Origin of the sequence: Croceicoccus marinus, from assembly GCF_001661675.2 — a bacterium.
Taxonomy (GTDB): Bacteria; Pseudomonadota; Alphaproteobacteria; order Sphingomonadales; family Sphingomonadaceae; genus Croceicoccus; species Croceicoccus marinus.
Genome location: NZ_CP019602.1, coordinates 1,095,993 through 1,116,501, shown reverse-complemented (window position 1 = coordinate 1,116,501; position 20,509 = coordinate 1,095,993). Strand labels below are relative to the sequence as shown.

19 protein-coding genes are annotated in these 20,509 nt (G+C 65.0%); 1 reads left to right on the top strand and 18 read right to left on the bottom strand.

Going from position 1 to position 20,509, the window contains the following annotated elements; genetic code table 11:
* Nucleotides 1-1,191, bottom strand: a complete 1,191-nt coding sequence (locus A9D14_RS05355; RefSeq protein WP_066843682.1) for a hypothetical protein — start codon at nt 1,189-1,191, stop codon at nt 1-3.
* 273 nt (nt 1,192-1,464) lie between these two features.
* On the opposite strand from A9D14_RS05355, the gene A9D14_RS05350 reads away from it, so the two are divergent.
* Complete coding sequence (locus tag A9D14_RS05350) at nt 1,465-4,737, top strand: coiled-coil domain-containing protein (RefSeq protein WP_066843679.1); 3,273 nt, start codon at nt 1,465-1,467, stop codon at nt 4,735-4,737.
* Nucleotides 4,738-4,777: 40 nt separating this feature from the next.
* On the opposite strand, the gene A9D14_RS05345 is transcribed toward A9D14_RS05350, so the two are convergent.
* Genes A9D14_RS05345 through A9D14_RS05275 form a run of 17 tightly spaced genes read right to left on the bottom strand, consistent with a single transcriptional unit; the run spans nt 4,778 to nt 20,502 of the window.
* Complete coding sequence (locus tag A9D14_RS05345; RefSeq protein ID WP_066843678.1) at nt 4,778-5,092, bottom strand: DUF1467 family protein; 315 nt, start codon at nt 5,090-5,092, stop codon at nt 4,778-4,780.
* A gap of 16 nt (nt 5,093-5,108) precedes the next feature.
* On the bottom strand, nt 5,109-6,764 hold the full coding sequence (locus tag A9D14_RS05340; protein ID WP_066843672.1) for a ribonuclease J: 1,656 nt from the start codon (nt 6,762-6,764) through the stop codon (nt 5,109-5,111).
* Nucleotides 6,761-7,549, bottom strand: coding sequence for a type III pantothenate kinase (locus tag A9D14_RS05335; protein WP_066843669.1), 789 nt, complete (start codon nt 7,547-7,549; stop codon nt 6,761-6,763). Before A9D14_RS05335 ends, A9D14_RS05340 begins: the two co-directional genes overlap by 4 nt.
* Nucleotide 7,550: 1 nt before the next feature.
* The gene (locus A9D14_RS05330) at nt 7,551-8,303 is read right to left on the bottom strand and encodes a biotin--[acetyl-CoA-carboxylase] ligase (protein ID WP_066843666.1); all 753 of its coding nucleotides are present in this window, start codon (nt 8,301-8,303) and stop codon (nt 7,551-7,553) included.
* 7 nt (nt 8,304-8,310) lie between these two features.
* Nucleotides 8,311-9,780, bottom strand: a complete 1,470-nt coding sequence (gene nuoN / locus A9D14_RS05325) for an NADH-quinone oxidoreductase subunit NuoN (RefSeq protein ID WP_066843663.1) — start codon at nt 9,778-9,780, stop codon at nt 8,311-8,313.
* Nucleotides 9,780-11,306 (bottom strand): NADH-quinone oxidoreductase subunit M, encoded by a 1,527-nt coding sequence (locus A9D14_RS05320; RefSeq protein WP_066848355.1) that lies wholly within the window; start codon nt 11,304-11,306, stop codon nt 9,780-9,782. Before A9D14_RS05320 ends, nuoN begins: the two co-directional genes overlap by 1 nt.
* 31 nt (nt 11,307-11,337) lie before the next feature.
* On the bottom strand, nt 11,338-13,407 hold the full coding sequence (nuoL, locus tag A9D14_RS05315) for an NADH-quinone oxidoreductase subunit L (RefSeq protein WP_066843661.1): 2,070 nt from the start codon (nt 13,405-13,407) through the stop codon (nt 11,338-11,340).
* 11 nt (nt 13,408-13,418) lie between these two features.
* Nucleotides 13,419-13,724, bottom strand: a complete 306-nt coding sequence (nuoK, locus tag A9D14_RS05310; RefSeq protein ID WP_066843658.1) for an NADH-quinone oxidoreductase subunit NuoK — start codon at nt 13,722-13,724, stop codon at nt 13,419-13,421.
* 10 nt (nt 13,725-13,734) lie between these two features.
* Nucleotides 13,735-14,352 carry an NADH-quinone oxidoreductase subunit J gene (locus A9D14_RS05305; RefSeq protein ID WP_066843654.1) on the bottom strand — a complete coding sequence of 206 codons (618 nt, stop codon included), beginning with the start codon at nt 14,350-14,352 and terminating at the stop codon, nt 13,735-13,737.
* Between the two features lie 27 nt (nt 14,353-14,379).
* A complete protein-coding gene (gene nuoI, locus A9D14_RS05300; RefSeq protein WP_066843652.1) occupies nt 14,380-14,865 on the bottom strand; it encodes an NADH-quinone oxidoreductase subunit NuoI in 486 nt (161 codons plus the stop codon).
* The gene (gene nuoH / locus A9D14_RS05295; protein ID WP_066843650.1) at nt 14,862-15,905 is read right to left on the bottom strand and encodes an NADH-quinone oxidoreductase subunit NuoH; all 1,044 of its coding nucleotides are present in this window, start codon (nt 15,903-15,905) and stop codon (nt 14,862-14,864) included. Before nuoH ends, nuoI begins: the two co-directional genes overlap by 4 nt.
* On the bottom strand, nt 15,902-17,908 hold the full coding sequence (gene nuoG / locus A9D14_RS05290) for an NADH-quinone oxidoreductase subunit NuoG (protein ID WP_066843648.1): 2,007 nt from the start codon (nt 17,906-17,908) through the stop codon (nt 15,902-15,904). Before nuoG ends, nuoH begins: the two co-directional genes overlap by 4 nt.
* Nucleotides 17,908-19,197 carry an NADH-quinone oxidoreductase subunit NuoF gene (gene nuoF, locus A9D14_RS05285; protein ID WP_066843641.1) on the bottom strand — a complete coding sequence of 430 codons (1,290 nt, stop codon included), beginning with the start codon at nt 19,195-19,197 and terminating at the stop codon, nt 17,908-17,910. The genes nuoG and nuoF overlap by 1 nt, the downstream gene beginning before the upstream one ends.
* Before the next feature lie 3 nt (nt 19,198-19,200).
* Nucleotides 19,201-19,335 carry a hypothetical protein gene (locus tag A9D14_RS20260; protein WP_269769223.1) on the bottom strand — a complete coding sequence of 45 codons (135 nt, stop codon included), beginning with the start codon at nt 19,333-19,335 and terminating at the stop codon, nt 19,201-19,203.
* Nucleotides 19,335-19,502, bottom strand: coding sequence for a hypothetical protein (locus A9D14_RS19355; RefSeq protein ID WP_157668146.1), 168 nt, complete (start codon nt 19,500-19,502; stop codon nt 19,335-19,337). The genes A9D14_RS20260 and A9D14_RS19355 overlap by 1 nt, the downstream gene beginning before the upstream one ends.
* A complete protein-coding gene (locus tag A9D14_RS05280) occupies nt 19,502-20,170 on the bottom strand; it encodes a complex I 24 kDa subunit family protein (protein ID WP_066843632.1) in 669 nt (222 codons plus the stop codon). Before A9D14_RS05280 ends, A9D14_RS19355 begins: the two co-directional genes overlap by 1 nt.
* Nucleotides 20,170-20,502 carry a nuclear transport factor 2 family protein gene (locus tag A9D14_RS05275; protein ID WP_066848352.1) on the bottom strand — a complete coding sequence of 111 codons (333 nt, stop codon included), beginning with the start codon at nt 20,500-20,502 and terminating at the stop codon, nt 20,170-20,172. Before A9D14_RS05275 ends, A9D14_RS05280 begins: the two co-directional genes overlap by 1 nt.
* Between the last annotated feature and the right edge of the window lie 7 nt (nt 20,503-20,509).

Genomic DNA, 20,509 nt, shown 5'->3' with positions numbered 1-20,509 from the left:
TTAAGGGCGCGTTAGTTTCGTACGAGCCGTTCCCGTTTGGAACGTAAGGGCAATCCACCCCAGCGCAATGGCTCCTGCGAGGAGCATCGAAAGCAGTATCGGTCCCCCCCAGATGGCCGATAGCGCAAGCGCAAGGCACAGCAGGAAACGGTCGTCCAGCCATGGGCGAATCGGTACATGGGGAAATTCCGCCGCGCCAAGCCGCAGCAGCGCAATGGCCATGAACGCCGCGAACCAGGCGGGCGACCGCGCCAGGCCCGGTCCGCCGTTGATCGCGATCACCGCCACCATCACGCCGTCGAATGCCAGGAACAGCAGCGACCCGATGTCGCGCCCGCGCGGCCGCATGCGCGTCTGGCGGCGCACCGCCTGCAGCACGCGGTGGCCGCGCAGGACCATCCAGCTCAGCCCCATGAACAAGAAGGCCAGCCAGCCGATCTGGAAACCCGTGGCCGCCAGCGCAGCGCCGACCAGCAGCAGTCCGATCGCCGCCAGCAGCAGATCGCTGTGATCCTGCTCAAGCAGCCGGGCGCCGAATTGCTGGGCCGCGCGCGCCGCGATCCTGGTGCCGACGGTCTGTCCGCTAGCCTCGGCGATGGTGCTGGCGAGGCGGCGCCTTTCCGCCGCCTGCGCATCCGCCTCGCTGCGGATCAGGGTCCAGCGGCCATCGGACAGGGCCGCCACATCGACGGGATGCGCCTGAAGCCGCGTCATCAGCGCGATCCGCAGCAGCGAAGACGCGATATCGCAATCGCGGGGCAGTTCACGCAGCCGTTCCGCCAGCGATCCGGGCACCACCATCACGCCTGCCCATGCATATTCGGCATCGATGCGTTCGAACCCCGCGGCCAGCCCCTGCTCGACAGGCAGGGTCGCCACGCCGCGCCCGCTGCTGAGGTCCAGCGCCAGCGAGGCATCGGCCATCAGCGAATCGCCGAATACCAGAAGTTCGTCCGCTGCGGTCACCTCCCCGCAGAATGCGGGCGCATCGCGCACGATCTTGGCCGGAAGCCCCGCCACGCGCGCCGCGCCCAGCATCATCTCGACCCGTTCGTCGCCCGGATCGCCGAGCACGAGAACGCGCTTGGCACCGGCAGCCGCCGCAATCTCGAGCTGGTGGCGTGCGACCGGCTCGCCGGCAATGCGCAGCGAGGCCGACGGTCGGTCGCCGCCTTCCACCGGTTCCAGCATTGAAATGACTGCTATGCGCAAGGACCACACCCAATCTTGCCCCGCCGCGTCGGCGAACAGTGCCCCTCATGCGGCGGAAAAGCGCCCCCGCGCAAGATGGTGCGCGCGATCTGTGCAAAGGCTTGCGACGCAGGCGCTGGCCCGGGCCGCTGCGTTACCGTCTTATCCACCGTAACCTGCCCCGCGCCTTCCCCAGAAATGCCGAAGCGGGGCCTGTAACAATGCGGGTTCTGTGCTAGATCGTGGGGCTTAGGATCGGGACGGGCTATCAGCATGAACAGACGGCGCAATATCATCCGCTTTGGACAGGAAGATCAGGAGGATACGGCACAGGCAACCGAATCCGCCGGTTTCGAGCGCGACGATGCGCGGTCCCATCCCGACGCCCATCAATATGACGGGCATTACGAGGTGGCCGACGACATGGCCCACGCCGATCCCGCCTTCGAGGCCGTTGCACCGCGCAGCGCGGGCTGGATCGTCCCTGCCCTCGCCGTGCTGGCGCTTGCGCTGTGGACGGGCTTCTTCGCTTTCGCGCAACTGTCTGACGGCGCCGTTCCCGCCGATTTCGCTGCCTGGGCCGCGCTGATCGCGCAATGGTCGATGCCGGCGGCGCTGATCGTCGCGCTGTGGATGCTGGCGCTGCGTCACAGCCGCGCCGAAGCGGGGCGTTTCGCCGATGCCGCCGCCTCGCTGCGCCACGAATCGATCGCGCTGGAGGAGCGGCTTGGCAAGGTGAACGCCGAACTGTCGATCGCGCGCGAATTCCTGACCGCGCAGGGCCGCGACCTTGAATCGCTGGGCCGTATCGCGAGCGAGCGCCTGTCCGAAAATGCCGGTCGATTGCAGGATCTTATCACCGATAACGGAGAGCAGGTCGATCGCCTGCACGGCGTGTCGGGCGCGGCGCTCGACAATATGGAGAAGCTGCGCGGGCAATTGCCGGTGCTGACCAATGCGGCGCGCGACCTGGTCAATTCGATCGGCCAGGCGGGCGAAGGCGCGCATGGCCAGCTGAACCGCCTGACCGAAGGGTTCGGCAGGCTGGGCCAGGCAGGCGAAGCCTCGACGCTGAAGGTGGACGAGATGCGCGCGCGCGTGAACGAGGCACTGACCGAGTTCGAGCGCTGCGCGGACCAGCTGGGATCGATCGCTTCCGACCGCTTCGCCGCGCTTGATGCCGAGGGTTCGGCACTGCGCGAGCGGCTGGACCAGCAGGAAATCGACGCGCTGGCCGCCGTTCGCGAACGCGCCGAGGCGATGGAGCGCATTCTCGACCAGGCGCGCAACCGCCTGGCCGAAGCCGAGATCGATGCCGTCGACGCGCTGCAGGAGCGCCTTGCCAAGCTGGAAAGCGAAAGCGGCGACATCGCGGGCCGCATTGCGCGCGGCGAGACCGAGGCGCTGGACCGGCTGCGCAAGCAGCTTGGCGACCTGGGGCGCGAGGCGGAAACGCTTTTTGCCGGTTTCGACCATTCGGGCGAAGGTGCGATCACCGGCTGGCGCAATCGCCTGACCGCGGTGAACGACGAAGCCGACGCGCTGATGGAACGCTTTGCCGAAGTCGGCGGCGAGGCGATCGCCGCCTGGCGCGACCGCATGGCCGAGGGTGGGCGCGAGGCTGCGACGATGTTCTCCGGCCTCGACCGCAAGAGCGAGGAAACGCTGGAAACGGTCGGCTCGCGCGTGTCGATGCTCTCGCTCGAGATCGGGCGCCTGCATGGCGAGCTGCTTCAGCATGGCGAAACGCTGGAAGCCGAGATTGCCGGGCGGATCGAGCGCAGCGAAGCGGCCACCCGCGCGCTGTCCGATCGCCTGCGCGCCGGGCTGGAAGCCCTGGACGGCGAGATCGAGCAGCGCCGCCAGAAGGGCGAGGCTGCCGGCCGCTATCTGACCGAGGCGCTTGCGACCCAGCTCGACGATGTCGATGGCCGGATCGAGGAGCGCCGCCTGAGCTATATCACCGCCCAGCGCGAGTTCGGCGATGCGGTGACGGGTCAGCTCGACGATTTCGACGCTCGGATCGAACAGCGTCGCCAGGCCTATCACGACGTGCAGCGCGAATTCGGCGAAGCCATCGCGCAGCAGTTCGTGGCGATCGAGCAAGGGTTCGAGGAACGCCGCCTGCGCCAGCTGGCAGCGGGCCGCGAAATGACCGAAGCCGCGGCGGACCATCTCGACACGATCGACCGCAGCTTCGAGGAACGCCGCGAGGCACGCATTGCCGCGGGCCGCGAAAGCTTGGCGACGCTCGACGCGCAGCTGGCCGAAATCGACGGCGAACTCGACGAGCGCCGCCGCCGCCAGCAGGCGACCAGCGAATCGCTGGCCCGCCATGCCGAGATCATTTCGGGCCGGATCGCCGATTTCGGCAAGCGGATGGAACAGGTCGCCGAAAGCGGGCGCGAGGCCGAATCGCTGGTTTGTGCCAGCCTGGCAGCGCTGGCCGCCAAGCTGACCGAAAGCCGCGAAGCCCTGTCGGGCACCGACAAGGCCGTGCTGGCGCTGACCGACAATTCGGTACGCCTGCTCGAGCTGATCGAAGCGAGCTCGCGCCACACGCGCGAGGCGCTGCCTGCTTCGCTGGACGAGGCCGAGACCCGTGTGACTTCGGTGGCCGACCGCATGGAAGACCTGCGCGCCGCGTTGGGCGAAGCGGGAGAGAACAGCAAGTCGCTCGACAACGCGGTCGAGGCTGCGCGCAACAGCACGCGTTCGGCCATCGCGGAGCTTGAGCAATTGCACGACCGGCTGAACGAACGCGGCAGCGAGCATGCGGCGCAGATCGCCGATCTGCGCGACACGCTGGCCCTGGCCCGCAGCGACAGCGAGGCCATGGCCGAAGCAGCCGAGGCCACGCTGAGCGGCGCGATCAGCCGCCTCGCCGAAGCGAGCCGCGAGGCTGTCGCCAATATCGAGGGCACATCATCCGACGCGGTGCGGGCCATTGCCGATAAGCTGGCCCAAGAAAGCGGCATCGTCGTTCGCGAGGCGGTCGAGGCCAGCACCAGGGACACGCTGGAAACGCTGGACGCCGCGGTGTCGCGCGCGACCAGCGCCGCCCGCGATGCCGCGGGGGAACTGGAAGAGCATCTGAACCGCGTCAACGAGATCACCGGCCATCTGGAATATCGCGTCGCCGAAGCGCGCCGCCGCGCCGAAGAGGACATCGACGACCATTTCGCCCGCCGTGTGACGCAGATCACCGAATCGCTGAATTCGACCGCGATCGACATCGACAAGGTGCTGTCGACCGATGTCAGCGACAGCGCATGGCAGGCCTATCTGAAGGGCGAGCGCGGCATCTTCACCCGCCGCGCCGTGCGCCTGATCGACAATGCCGACGCCCGCCTGATCGTCGAGCATTTCGAAGCGGACAGCGAGTTCCGCGAGCACGTCAATCGCTACATCCACGATTTCGAGGCGATGCTGCGCAACCTGCTGTCCACCCGCGAAGGCAATTCGCTGGCGGTGACCGTGCTGTCGAGCGACATGGGCAAGCTCTATGTCGCGCTGGCCCAGTCGATCGAGCGGCTGCGCCGGTAACGGATCGCCGGGCGGGGCCCTCTCTGCGGTTCCGCCCGGCCTAGCGGGCCGGGTCGGCGGTGGTCAGCGCCTGCTCCGCCTCAAGATCGGGGGGCGCGGGGAAGAAGTCGATATCCTCGGCGGTGATCCAGCCCTGCTCGTAATTCACGTAGAACAGCACGAACAGCACGGCCGCCACCAGAGTGGTGCGCCATACGATGCGCCATGGCTGGAAGTTGATCGGCGCGCTGTCGGCGTGGCCCGCTTCGGGCGCGGTCCCTGCATCCTGGTGCGTCCGGATTCCGAACGGCATCACCATGAAGGCGCTGAAGATCCACAACAGGAAGTAGATCGCGATTCCGGAGGTCCATTGCATGGACCCGGGATTAGGCTCAGCCCGCGCCCATCGCAAGCACCGCGACCTGCGGGTTCTTGCCCGACCAGCGCCGCGCCGCGCGGCGGGCGGCAAGCCGGGCCGCTTCCAGCACCGCCTCGGGCTCGCGCGAGCGGCCCTTCAGCCGCGCGATCGCCGATGCCACATCGTTCTTCGCCTCGTCCAGGAACTCGTCCATGTCCTCGACCAGCGGGAGGCCGATGGCGTTGATCATGACCTCGCCCTTCGATCCGGCGGGCGGGAGGACGACCGTGATGTGCCCGTTGCTGGCGAGACGCCGGCGTTCGACGATCGATTCGCCGTCCGCAGGCACGATGATGTCGCCGTCGAGCACGAGCCGCCCCGCCTTGCTCTCGCCGATCTTGCCGGGCTTGCCGGGGGCGAGGCGGATGATGTCGCCGTTCTTCTGCACGACCTGGCTGGGGATGCCAGCCTTCGCGCCGACGCGCGCCTGCTCGGCCATGTGGCGCATCTCGCCATGCACGGGAACCAGGATTTCTGGCCTGATCCAGCCATAGAGAGCCTCGAGCTCGGGCCGGCCGGGGTGGCCGGACACGTGGATCAGTTCCTGCCGGTCGGTCACCATGTCGATCCCGCGTCCCGCGAGCTGGTTCATGATGCGCCCGATGGCCAGTTCGTTACCGGGGATCTGGCGGCTTGAGAAAAGCACCACGTCGCCCTTCACCAGGTCGAGCGGATGCTGTTCGGCCGCTATGCGGGCGAGTGCGGCGCGCGGCTCGCCCTGGCCGCCGGTCGCGATGATGAGCACTTCGCCCCGCGGAAGCCTCATGGCGGTGTCGAAATCGACCGTATCGGGGAAATCCTGCAGATAGCCGTTCGCCTGCGCGGCGCCGATGATGCGGTCGAGCGAGCGCCCCGCGACGCACAGCTGCCGCCCGGTATCCCTAGCCACCTGCCCCAGCGTCTGCAGCCGCGCGACATTGGATGCGAAGGTCGTGACCAGCACGCGCTTGCCGCGGTGACGCGCCACCTCGGCGTCGAGGCCGGTGCGTACCTCGCCCTCGCTGCCCGATGCGGCGGCGTTGAACACATTGGTCGAATCGCACACGAGCGCCAGAATGCCCTCGTCCCCGATCTCGGTCAGTTCCTCGGGCGTGGAGGGTTCGCCGACCTGCGGATCGTCGTCCAGTTTCCAGTCGCCGGTGTGGAAGACGCGGCCATAGGGCGTCTCGACCAGTACGGCGTTACCCTCGGCGATCGAATGGGCCAGCGGAACGTAGCGGACCTGGAAGGGAGAAATCGATCCGCCGGGACGGAAGCTGTCCAGATGGTCGATGACATGCAGCTCCACCTCGTCCTGGATGCCGGCTTCGACCAGCTTTTCGCGCACCAGCGACGCGGTAAACGGCGTGGCATAGAGCGGCACGCCCAGATCGGCCGCGAAATAAGGGACCGCGCCGATGTGGTCCTCATGCGCGTGGGTCAGCACGATGCCGACCAGATCCTCGGCCCGCTCCTCGATGAAGTCGAGGTCGGCGAACACAAGGTCGACGCCGGGGTATCCGGGGTCGGCAAAGCTCATGCCCAGGTCGACCATCAGCCATTTCCCGTCGCAGCCGTAGAGATTGACGTTCATGCCAATCTCGCCCGACCCGCCGAGCGCGAGGAATATCAGTTCATTTTTAGGAGTCATCGCGCAGTAATATCGGTACGCTCCGCCAGAATTGATAGACCCCGCAGCGTCAAATCGACATCTATATGGTCGAATATTTCGGTACACTCGTCGAACAGCACCGCCAGGCCGCCGGTTGCCACGATACGCGCGGGCCGCCCGATCTCTGCCTTAAGCCGCGCGACAAGCCCTTCGATCATGGCCACATAGCCCCAGAATACGCCGATCTGCATCTGGCTCTCGGTGTTGCGGCCGATGACGCTGCGATCATCGCCGGGCGATTCGATGGCGATGCGCGGCAGCTTGGCCGCGGCGCTGACAAGAGCGTCGAGCGAGAGATTGATGCCGGGCGCGATGATGCCGCCCTTGTAGGTGCCGGCGAAATCGATTACGTCAAAGGTCGTCGCGGTGCCGAAATCGATGATGATCTGGTCGCCCTGCCACGCATCATGCGCCGCGACCATGTTGACCGCGCGGTCCGCGCCCAGCGATCCCGGTTCGTCGACATCGGCCCTGATGCCATAGCCGACCGGCTCTTCGCCCGCGAACAGCGGCGTGCCGCCAAAATATTTCTCGCCCAGAACGGTCAGATTATGGCGCGCACGCGGCACAACGGTGGAGACGATCATCTTCGTCACCGCGGTGAAATCCAGCCCCTCAAGCGCGAACAGCTGCATCAGCCAGACGGCATATTCGTCCGCCGTGCGCCGCGCGTCGGTGGCGATGCGCCAGCGGGTACGCGCCTGCGCCCCTTCCATCAGGGCGAAGACGATATTCGTATTGCCGACGTCGCAGGCGAGCAGCATCTCAATCCTCTTCGTTGCGGAGCAGTTCAACCTCGCCCGCGTGAATGGCACGATCGGCCCCGCCCGCCAAGCGCAGCAGCAACGCCCCAGCCGGATCCAGGCCGCGATACTGCCCGGTCAGGCGGTCCTCGGTCGCGGGATTGACGACGAGCCGGGTTCCGACGACCGGACCCCGCTGCGTCCATCGTGCTACGGTCTGGTGAAGCCCGGAGGAGCGCCACGACGCCAGTTCGTCGGCGAATGTGCGGGCGAGCGCATCCGCGAAGTCATCGCGCGGGACCGCCAGTCCTATATCCGCGAGCGCGACCGTCTGCCGATCGGCCAGCTTGGGCGCCTGGACGAGATTGACGCCGACGCCGACCACGACATGATCGCCGCGCCGCTCCAGCAGGATGCCGGCCAGCTTGGCGCCGTCCAGCAGCAGGTCGTTGGGCCATTTCAGCGTCAGCCCGGCCGCATCCGGCAGAAGTTCGGCAGCCGCCCGGTGCACGGCAACACCTGCCACCAGCGCCAGCGTATGTGCCGGAGGATCGCCGGCCCCGATCGCCACGACGGTCGAGCCCATGAAATTGCCCGCGCCGTCCTGCCACTCGCGGCCGAGGCGCCCTCGCCCGGCGACCTGCCGGTCTGCGACCAGCCAGTCACCCTCGCGCAGCGCTTCGCCGCGCGAGAGCCGGGCAAGCAATTCGCCATTGGTCGATCCGACCTGCTCGACGATCTCCAACCGGTGCAAGGCCGATGGCGCGGGCGCCATCACGCGATCAGCCGACGAAGAACAGCGCCAGCGCCGCCCTGTCCGCCATCGCGCCCAGCCACGGCGTCAGCACATAACCCAGTGGCGAGATGAACAGGCAGGCAAGCAGGAGGATGATCTGGTGCGACAGCGCCCCGCGTTCTGCCGCGATACGGCCGCTCGGCTCGTCGAAGAACGCGATCTTGACCACCTTGATATAGTAGAACGCACCGATGACGCTGGCCGCGATGCCGATGGCGGCAAGCGCGATCATATTGGCATCAACCGCCGCCTGGAACACCACGAACTTGCCCCAGAAACCGAACAGCGGCGGAATGCCGGCAAGGCTGAACATGACCGCCAGCAACGCCCACGCCATCGCCGGACGCACCGACGACAGCCCCGCCAGGTCGGCAATCGCCTCGACCGGGCGGCCGTCGACGTCGCGCAGCATCAGCACGACGGTAAAGCCCGCGATGCTCATGGCGACATAGATGGCAAGATAGACCAGCATGGCCGAAGCGCCTTCCGGCGTAGCGGCGGCAAGGCCGATCAGCAGGAAGCCGATATTGTTGATCGACGAGAACGCCAGCAGGCGCTTGATGTTCGCCTGTCCGATCGCACCCAGCGCACCGACCACGATCGAGGCGAGCGCCACGAAGATCACGATCTGCTGCCACGCGCCGACCTGCCCGCCGAACGCGCCCAGCGCGACCCGCATGGTCAGCGCAAGTGCGGCAACCTTGGGAGCGGTGGCGAAGAAGGTGGTGACCGGAGTCGGCGCACCCTCATAGACGTCGGGTGTCCACATGTGGAACGGCACCGCGCTGATCTTGAACGCCAGGCCCGCCAGCACGAACACCAGCCCGAAGATCGCCCCGATCCCGATCTGCCCGGTCATCGCCAGGCGAACGGCGGAGAAATCGGTGCTGCCGGTAAAGCCATAGGTCAGGCTCATGCCGAACAGGATGATGCCGCTGGCCAGCGCGCCCAGGACGAAATATTTGAGACCGGCTTCGGCCGAACGCTCATCCGTGCGCAGGAAGGAGGCCAGCACATATGCCGAGAGCGAATTGAGCTCGAGCCCGATATACAGCGTGAGGAAGTCGCCCGCCGACACCATCAGGTTCATGCCGAGCACCGCGAACAGCACCAGCACCGGGAATTCCGCCCGCATCGCCCCGTACTGGTCGAGGAAGCGCGGCGCGACCATCAGCGTGACCGCCGCCGACAGATAGATCAGAAGCTTGGCAAAGGCCGAGAACGCATCGGCGTTGTACTGGCCCATGAACGCGATCCGGTCCGGACCCATCAGGCCGCCGGCAAGCGTCGGGATCGCGAAGGCGGCACAGGCCGCAAAGGTGGCGACCGCTGCGATCGAGATGCCGCGCGAGGCCTTATCGCCCAGCCACGCAGCTGCCAGCAGCAGGATCAGGCCGGCAACGGTGAGGATTTCCTCTGCGACGATAAGCGCGAGGGATTGCGAGAAATCGGTCATCAGTGGGCACCCTCACCCATATCATGGTGTTCTTCGGCAGTGGCCGCGGCCGCCTGCGCTTCGAGTCTGGGCATGGCGAGATGGGCGTCGCCCGGGGGCGCCACGCTTGCAAGCCGCTGGTCCAGCCATTCGATGTCGCTGCGCATCGGCGCCAGGAAACTCTCGGGATAGATACCCATCCACAGGGTCGCGGCCGCCAGCGGAACCATCATCATCCATTCGCGTCCGTCCAGATCCGGCATCGCCGCCGCATCGGCGTTCCTCTGCCCGCCGAACGCCACGCGGCGATAGAGATAGAGCATGTAGCCCGCGCCCAGGATGATGCCGGTGGTGCAGACCAGCGCCACCCAGCTCGACGCCTGGTAGATGCCGGCAAGGCCCAGGAACTCGCCGATGAAATTGCTGGTGCCCGGCAAGCCGATCGAGGCCATGGTGAACAGCAGGAAGAAGATGGCGTATTTCGGCATGTTGATCGCAAGGCCGCCGTAACGCTCGATCTCGCGCGTGTGCAGCCGGTCGTAGATCACGCCCACGCACAGGAACAATGCGCCCGACACCAGGCCGTGGCCCAGCATCACCATCATCGCGCCTTCGAAGCCCTGCACGTTGAACGCGAACAATGCCGCGGTCACGATCGCCATGTGGGCGACCGAGGAATAGGCGATCAGCTTCTTCATGTCGTGCTGGACCAGCGCGATCAGGCTGGTGACCACGACCGCGATCATCGACAGCGCGAAGACCAGCCAGGCGAACTGGACGCTGGCCTCGGGGAACATCGGAATCGCGAAGCGGATGAAGCCATAGCCGCCCATCTTCAGCAGCACGCCCGCCAGGATCACCGATCCGGCGGTGGGTGCCTGGACGTGCGCATCGGGCAACCAGGTATGCACCGGCCACATCGGCATCTTCACGGCAAAGCTGGCGAAGAAGGCAAGCCACAGCCAGGTCTGCGCCCCGGCCGGGAAGTCATAGGCCATCAACGTCGGGATGTCGGTGGTGCCCGCCTCGCGGACCATCCAGAACATCGCTATCAGCATTAGCACCGACCCGATCAGCGTATACAGGAAGAACTTGTATGCCGCGTAGATCCGGTTGTCGCCGCCCCAGATGCCGATGATCAGATACATCGGGATCAGGCCAGCCTCGAACATGATGTAGAACAGGAACAGGTCCTGCGCGGCGAACACGCCGATCATCAGCAGTTCCATCAGCAGGAACGCGGCCATGTATTCGCCCACGCGCTTCTGGATCGAATGCCAGCTGGCGCCGATGCAGATCGGCATCAGGAACACCGTCAGCAGGATCAGCAGCAGAGCGATACCGTCGATGCCCAGCGCCCAGCTGAAGCCGGCGAACAGGTCGGCCCGCTCCGTAAACTGCCACTGCGCGCCGCCGATGTCGAAGGCACCCCACAGCAATATGCCGAGCGCAAGGTCGACCAGGGTCGCCGCCAGCGCCACCAACCGCGCCGTCTGCGCGGAAACGAAGAAGCATGCGACGGCGCCGACAAGCGGCACCAGAAGCATGAGCGAAAGGATCGGAAAGCCGTCCACGAACTTACTGCCCCGCCATCGTTGCAATGACCCAGCTGACCGCGGCGACAAGGCCCAGCAGCATGATCAGAGCATAGGAATAAAGATAACCCGTCTGCACCTTGCTCGCGAAGCGCGAGCTGGCCGCGACGAGCGACGCCGCGCCATTGGGTCCGAAGCGATCGATGATCCCGATGTCGCCGATGGTCCAGAACTTGCGGCCAAGCCAGAAGGCGGGCTTCACGAAAATGGTGTGATACAGCTCGTCAAAGTACCACTTGTTCTTGAGGAAGCGGTACAGGAAGCCGAACTGGCCGACGAAACGGGCCGGTGCACTGGTGTCGCGGATATAGTTGTTCCACGCGATCGCCAGGCCGATCAGCATGACCAGGCCGGGGGCAATCTTCACCCAGGCCGGAACCGCGTGCATCGCATGGACCAGATGCTCGTTGTAGTAGAGCGAGCCGCCCCAGAACTCTGCACTGTCGAGGAAGGCGTGGCTGAACACCGCGCCCGCGAACACCGCGCCGATCGACAGCACGATCAACGGCAGCAGCATGACCGCCGGACTTTCGTGCGGGTGATAGCCGCCGGTTCCGTCATGCGCATGCGCCGGGTCCGCAGGATGATGCGGGTCGTGCCCTGCATTTTCCTGATGCGCGGGATTGTGCTCGTCCGGCTCGTCATGGCCGTGGTGCACGGCGTGCTGGATATGCTCGCTCTCGATCCAGCGCGGCTTGCCCCAGAAGGTGAGGAACATCAGGCGCCAGCTGTAGAAGCTGGTCAGCAGCGCCGCAAAGATGCCGAGGAAGAAGGCAACCTGCGACAGCTCGGTCCCGCGCGCGAAGGCGGATTCTAGGATCGCGTCCTTGGAATAGAAGCCCGCGAAACCGACATGCGCGAACCACAGCCCCACGCCGGTGATCGCCAGCGTGCCGGCCATCATCGCCCAGAAGGTGATGGGGATCTGCTTACGCAGCCCGCCGTAATAGCGCATGTCCTGTTCATGGTGCATCGCATGGATGACAGAGCCTGCGCCCAGGAACAGCAGCGCCTTGAAGAAGGCGTGGGTGAACAGGTGAAACATCGCCGCGTTATAGGCGCCCACACCCGCCGCAAAGAACATGTAGCCCAGCTGCGAACAGGTCGAATAGGCGATCACGCGCTTGATGTCGGTTTGCGTCGTGCCGACGGTGGCGGCGAAGAAACAGGTCAGCGCGCCGATCGCGATCACGAAGCCGGAGGCAACCGGTGCAACCTCGAACATCGGGGACAGGCGGCACACCATGAAAACGCCCGCGGTGACCATGGTCGCTGCGTGGATCAGCGCCGACACGGGGGTCGGACCCTCCATCGCGTCGGGAAGCCAGGTGTGCAGGCCAAGCTGCGCCGACTTGCCCATCGCGCCGACGAATAGCAGCAGGCAAAGAATATCCATCGTGTAGAGGCGCATGCCGAGGAAGGAGATCGTCGAACCCTGCATGCCCGGCGCGGCGGCCAGTATCTCGGATATCGAGGTCGTGTTGAACACCAGGAACGTGCCGAAGATGCCCAGCATGAAGCCAAGGTCGCCCACGCGGTTGACCACGAAAGCCTTGATCGCGGCGGCATTGGCGCTGGGCTTCTTGAACCAGAAGCCGATCAGCAGATAGGACGCAAGGCCGACCCCTTCCCAGCCGAAGAACATCTGGACGAGGTTGTCGGCCGTCACCAGCATCAGCATGGCAAAGGTGAACAGCGACAGATAGGCGAAGAAGCGCGGCTGGTCCGGATCCTCGTCCATGTACCCCCACGAATAGAGGTGCACGAGCGCGGAAACGCTGGTGATCACCACCAGCATCACGGCAGTCAAAGTATCCACGCGCAGCGCCCAGTCGAAGCTCATGTCGCCGGACTGGACCCATTTCAGCACCGGCGCGACATAGGCACTGGCCCCGCCCGTCATGAAGGGCACGAAGATCATCCATGCCAGCGCGCAGGACAGGAACAGCGCGCCGGTGGTGATCACTTTCGCCGGAAAGGATCCGATCGAACGATTGCCCAAACCGGCAACGATCGCCGCCAGCAGCGGCGCAAAGACGAGTATCTGGATCATGGCGGGCGGCCTTATCCCTTCATCCGGTGGATATCGTCCACCGCGATCGTGCCGCGGCCACGGAAATAGATGACCAGGATCGCAAGTCCGATCGCCGCTTCGCCCGCCGCTACGGTCAGGACGAACATGGCGAAGATCTGGCCGGTCAGGTCGCTGAGGAAGGCGCTGAAGGCGACGAAATTGATGTTCACCGCCAGCAGGATCAGCTCGATCGCCATCAGGATGACGATCACGTTCTTGCGGTTGAGGAAGATGCCCAGCACGCCCAGCACGAACAGGATCGAGCTGACGACGACGTAATGTTCGATTCCGATCACGGCGCCCTCCTTACAGTTTCACGCCCGCGCCCACTTCGGGACGGGTCTTGACGATGGCTTCTTCCGGACGGCGCTTCACCTGCTTCGAGATGTCCTGGCCGCGCACTTCGGGGCGATGGCGCAGGGTCAGCACGATGGCGCCGACCATGGCGACCAGGAGGATCACGCCCGCCGCCTCGAACAGGAAGAGATAGCGCGAATAGAGCAGCGCCCCGATCGAGGCGATATTGCTGCGGCCCAGCACCGGCGCGTTCAGCCCGTCGGGGGTGCCCAGTTCCAGCCCGCCCGCGTTATAGGCGACGAGGCCCACGAACAGCTCGACGAACAGCACGACCGCGATGGCCACGCCCAGCGGCGCGTTCTTGACGAAGCCGGCGCGCAGTTCCGAAAAGTCGATGTCGAGCATCATGACCACGAACAGGAACAGCACGGCAACCGCGCCCACATAGACGATGACAAGCAGCATCGCGATGAACTCTGCCCCCACCAGCACCATCAGCGCCGCGGCGTTGAAGAAGGCAAGGATGAGCCACAGGACCGAATGCACGGGATTCCTCGCCAGAATGACGAAGCAGGCCGATGCAATCACGATGGCCGCGAAGAGATAGAAGGTGATGGTCTGGATCATGGGTTTTGATGTCCCGCGAGCGCGCCCCTAGCGATACGGCGCATCGGCTTCAAGGTTCGCGGCAATCGCCCGCTCCCACTTGTCCCCGTTCGCCAGCAGTTTCGCCTTGTCGTAAAGAAGTTCTTCACGCGTTTCGGTGGCATATTCGAAATTCGGCCCCTCGACGACGGCATCGACCGGGCAGGCTTCCTGGCAGAAACCGCAGTAGATGCACTTCGTCATGTCGATGTCGTAACGCGTGGTGCGGCGGCTGCCGTCGGCGCGCGGTTCGGACTCGATGGTGATTGCCTGCGCGGGGCAGACCGCTTCGCACAGCTTGCACGCGATGCAGCGCTCCTCCCCGTTGGGATAGCGGCGCAGCGCATGTTCGCCGCGGAACCGAGGGCTCAGCGGGTTCTTCTCGAACGGATAGTTGATCGTCGCCTTGGGCTTGAAGAAATACTTCAGCGTCAGCGTGTGCGCCTTCAGGAATTCCCAAAGGGTGAACGATTTTATGAGATGAGCGACGCTCATGAATACCTCGTCAGCATAAGCCAGCCGGAAACGAGCACGACGAACAGCAGGCTCATCGGCAGGAAGATCTTCCAGCCAAGACGCATCAGCTGGTCATAGCGGAAGCGGGGCACGGTGGCCTTTACCCAGCTGAAGATGAAGAAGAAGAACAGGATCTTCAGCAGGAACCAGACGATCCCGGGGATGAGATACAGCGGCTCCCAGTCGAACGGCGGAAGCCAGCCACCGAAGAACAGGATCGCGTTCAGCGCGCACATCAGCAGCACGTTGGCATATTCGCCCAGCCAGAAGAGCGCGAAGCTCATCGACGAATATTCGGTCTGGTAACCGGCTACGAGCTCGCTCTCCGCCTCGGTCAGGTCGAACGGCGCGCGCGCGGTTTCCGCCATGCCCGAGATCAGGAACAGCACCCACATCGGGAACAGCAGGAGGTGGAACACGAACCCGTTGACGAAGCCCAGGCCGAAGCCGCGCTGCGCCTCGATCATCAGGGTCAGATTGTTGGTATTGGCGAACAGGATGACGCAGATCAGGATGAAGCCGATCGAGACTTCATAGGAAATCATCTGAGCGGCAGCACGCATCGCACTGAAAAACGGATATTTCGAATTCGACGCCCAGCCCGCGATCACCACGCCGTACACCCCCAGCGAACTGATCGCCAGGATGTAGAGCAGGCCGATATTGATGTCGGCCAGCACCATGCCCGGACCGAACGGCACAACGGCCCAGGCCAGTAGCGCCACCGTAAAGGTTATGATCGGCGCGATCAGGAACAGGCCCTTGTTCGACGCCGAGGGGATGATCGTTTCCTGCAGGAACACCTTGAGGCCGTCTGCAAAGCTTTGCAGCAAGCCGAACGGGCCGACAACATTGGGACCCTTGCGAAGCGCAATGGCGGCCCAGATCTTGCGGTCGGCATAGATGATCATGGCAACGCCCAGCATCAGCGGCAGGGCGATCAGCAGCACGCCCGCGACCGTGGCCAGGAACCAGGCCCAGCCATACTGTATGCCGAGATCAACGAGAAAGTCGGTCATTCCGCGGCCTCCGCAACGGTTTCGCCGTGCCACAGTTCAGACGAGCAGCGCTGCATCGTCGGGCTGGCGCGCAGGATCGGGTTGGTGAGATAGGGATCGGCAATCGGATAATTGCCGATCACGCCTGAAGCGTCACCCCCGCCCGCCGGAAGCGACACGCGCAGATCGACGAGCCCTTCGTGTGCCAGCGCTGGCGTATCCGCGAACATCGCCGCGCGAAGCTGTTCGAAATTGTCGAAACCAACCGAAACGCCCAGCGCATCCGCCAGCGCGCGCAGGATGGTCCAGTCCTCGCGCGCATCGCCGGGGGCGAACACGGCCTTCTCGGACCGCTGCACGCGCCCTTCGATATTGACGTAGGTGCCCGCCTTCTCGGTAAAGGCGGCGGCCGGCAGGATGATGTCCGCCGCGTGCGCGCCCTTGTCGCCGTGATGGCCGATATAGACCTTCAATGCGTCGCCGAACGGTTCATAATCCATCTCGTCCGCGCCCAGCGACAGCAGGACCCTGGGCTTCGCCGCCGCGAGGTCCGCCATGCCGCCCTTCTGCGCGAGGCCGAGCAGCAGCCCGCCCATGCGCGAGGGCGAGAAATGCAGCGCGTTGAAGCCGTTCCAGCCGTCCTTGACGACATTGAACTCGGTGGCCAGCGCCAGCGCCTTGCCCAGCGCGCCGCGGCCCAGCGCCGCACCGCCGACGATGATAGCGGGCCGCTCGGCCCCCTTCATCGCGTCGACGACATCGCTGCCCAGCGCGTTCAGCACCGACAGATCATTGCCAAGGAACGTCGCCGCATAGGTCGTCTCGTATTCCGGACCGACGTGGAAGATTTTCGCCCCGCCCTTCACCGCCTTGCGCAGGCGCACGTTCAGCAGCGGCGCCTCGTGCCGGATCTGGCTGCCGATCACCAGCACGGCGTCGGCATTCTCGATCTGAGCCAAAGTGGTGTTGAAGTTCACCGCCGCCAGGTTCGAGGTGTCATAGACCAGCCCGGTCTGACGCCCTTCGATCAGCGTCGAGCCGCAGGCCTTCAGCAGCGCCTTGGCCGCGAACATCGTCTCACAATCGACAAGGTCGCCATAGACGACGGCAATATCCTTGCCGGCCCTGGCCGCCGCGATTGCCCCGAATGCCTCGTCCCAGCTGGCCTGTTCCAGCTTGCCGGCCTTGCGGATCCACACCTTGTCGAGACGGCGGCGCGTCAGCCCGTCGACCGCATAGCGCGACTTGTCGGCGATCCATTCCTCGTTCACGTCGTCGTTGATGCGGGGCTGGATGCGAAGCACCTCGCGCCCGCGGCTGTCGATGCGGATATTCGCGCCGACCGCGTCCATCACGTCGATGCCCAGCGTCTTCTTCAGCTCCCACGGACGCGCTTCATACGCATAGGGACGGCTGGTGAGAGCGCCTACCGGGCACAGGTCGATCACATTGGCCGAAAGCTCGTGCTTCGCGGCCTTTTCCAGATAGGTCGTGATCTGCATGTTCTCGCCGCGATACAGCGCGCCGATCTCGTCCACGCCGGCGATTTCCTCGCTGAAGCGTACGCAGCGGGTGCAGTGGATGCAGCGGGTCATGATCGTCTTGATCAGCGGGCCCATGTACTTCTCGGTCACCGCGCGCTTGTTCTCGTGATAGCGCGTGGCGCCGCGGCCATAGGCCATTGCCTGGTCCTGCAGGTCGCATTCGCCGCCCTGGTCGCAAATCGGGCAATCGAGCGGATGGTTGATGAGGAGGAACTCCATCACCCCTTCGCGCGCCTTCTTGACCATCTCGCTGTCGGTGCGGATCTCCTGCCCGTCGGCCGCGGGCAGAGCGCAGCTCGCCTGCGGCTTGGGCGGTCCGGGCTTCACCTCGACCAAACACATGCGGCAATTGCCGGCAATCGACAGCCGCTCGTGATAGCAGAAGCGCGGGATTTCCTTGCCCGCAAGCTCGCAGGCCTGCAGCACGGTCGCGCCCTGCGGGACCTCGATTTCCTGTCCGTCTACGGTAACCTTGGGCATTACTCGGCGGCCTCCACCATGTTGCCTGCCTCTGCGATCCGGCGCTCGAGCTCGGGGCGGAAATGCTTGATCAGGCCCTGGATCGGCCATGCGGCCGCATCGCCCAGCGCGCAGATTGTGTGGCCTTCCACCTGCTTGGTCACCTGGAACAGCATGTCGATTTCCTCGACCGCCGCCTCGCCGGTGCGCAGCCGTTCCATCACGCGCCACATCCAGCCGGTGCCTTCGCGGCAGGGCGTGCACTGGCCGCAGCTTTCATGCTTGTAGAAATAGCTGATGCGGCTGATCGCCTTCACGATGTCGGTGGACTTGTCCATGACGATCACCGCCGCCGTTCCCAGCCCCGAACCGACGGCCTTCAATCCATCGAAGTCCATCGGCGCGTCCCAGATCTCGGCCGCGGGGACCAGCGGGACCGACGATCCGCCGGGGATCACCGCCAGCAGATTGTCCTTGCCGCCGCGAATGCCGCCGCAATGCCGCTCGATCATCTCGCCGAACGGGATCGACATCGCTTCCTCGACAACGCAGGGCTTGTTGACGTGCCCGCTGATCTGGAACAGCTTGGTGCCCTTGTTGTTCTCGCGCCCGAAGCTTGAGAACCACGCCGCGCCGCGCCGCATGATGGTGGGCGCAACCGCGATCGATTCCACGTTGTTCACCGTGGTCGGGCAGCCATAGAGGCCCGCGCCCGCCGGGAACGGAGGCTTGAGTCGGGGCTGGCCCTTCTTGCCCTCAAGGCTCTCGATCATCGCGGTTTCTTCGCCGCAGATATAGGCGCCCGCGCCGCGGTGGACGAAGACGTCGAAGTCATAGCCCGAACCGGCCGCGTTCTTGCCGACCAGACCGGCGTCATACGCCTCCTGCACGGCCGCGAACAGCACCTCGGCCTCGCGGATATATTCGCCGCGGATGTAGATATAGGCCGCGCGCGCACGCATCGCGAAACCGGCGACCAGCGCGCCTTCGATCAGCTTGTGCGGATCGTGGCGGATGATCTCGCGGTCCTTGCACGAACCAGGTTCGGATTCGTCGGCATTGATGACCAGGAAGCTGGGACGGCCGTCCGGGCTTTCCTTGGGCATGAACGACCATTTGAGGCCGGTCGGGAAACCCGCCCCGCCGCGGCCGCGCAGTCCCGAGGCCTTGATTTCCTCGATGATGGCATCCTGGCCCCTGGCAAGGATGTCCTTCGTATTGTCCCAGTCGCCGCGCTTCTGCGCAGCCGAAAGGCCCCATGGCTGATAGCCATAGACGTTAGTGAAGATGCGGTCCTTATCAGCCAGCATCGATCAGACTCCGAAAACGAAAATAGCCGCGGCGATCAGGATCGCGACCAGCACGACCGTCTTGACGACGCCCTTGAGAACTTTCCACGCGATAATCACACCAAGCAGGGCGACCGCGATCGGGATCAGGCCTTCCATCACTCGCCATCCTGCTTCCCGTTCCTGTACGAGAGTGCGACGAAAACCGCGCCCAGCGCCGCGAAGGTCGCGCCCATCGCATTGTTCTGCGTGGCAAGGAAGATTGCCGCCGCGAACAGGAACCCGGCGCCCGCGAACCGGTAATTGCGCTGCTGAAGCGTCGCCATCACCATTCTCCCCGGTAATCGTGGTTGCTATCGACCATCGCGGTCAGCGTCGTCGGGCCGCCAACGGGCTCGACCGTGTGGCGATCGGGATCCTGCGTGCCTTCCTTGGGCGTCTCGCCCCTGGCCAGCGCATCGAGCACCGCGTCGAAACGCTCTGCCGTCAGATCCTCGTAATTCCCGTCGTTGATCTGGACCATGGGCGCACTGGCGCAATTGCCCATGCATTCCACCTCGGTCAGGGTCCACAGGCCGTCGTCGGTGGTATGTCCCTTGGCCATGCCGCGAGCCTTGCAGCGGGCCATGATCTCGTCACTGCCGCGCAGCCAGCACGGCGTCGTGCCGCAGACCTGCACATGGTATTTCCCGACCGGCACCAGATTGTACATGGTGTAGAAGGTCGCAACCTCGACCACGCGGATCACCGGCATGTCGAGATAGGCCGCGACATATTCCATCACCGGGATGGGCAACCAGCCCTGCGTGCCGGTATCCTCGCCAACCTGGCGCTGGGCGAAGTCGAGAAGCGCCATCACGGCAGATTTCTGCCGCCCCTCGGGATAGCGCGCGATCGCGGCCTTCGCCTTTTCGTCCCACGCGGGCGTGAAGGCAAAGCCGCCCCAGCGGGCGCGCAGTTCGGGCGTATCGGGTTCGATGTAACGGTCGGCCATCAGCGGATGAACTCCACCCGAGAGCATTTGTCGCCCTCGAAACTATAGACTGCGAGCACGTCGAAAGGCTGCGCATCGGCGCTGCGCCATACGCGCTCGTGCAGGGTGACGGTGTCGCCGAACTGCTTCGCGTCGATCACCTCGGCGCGGTTTTCGGGAAACTCCGCGAACATCGCCTTCAGCCCTTCGCGCGTGCCTTCGCGGCCGTCGCGCACGACGGCACCGCGATAGGCCGCCTCGCACGCATCCTCGGTCATAAGCGCGACATAGGAATCGGCGTCCTGCGCATTGTAATGCGCAATCATCTGCTTTGCAGTATCCAGCCTGGTCATTGTCTCG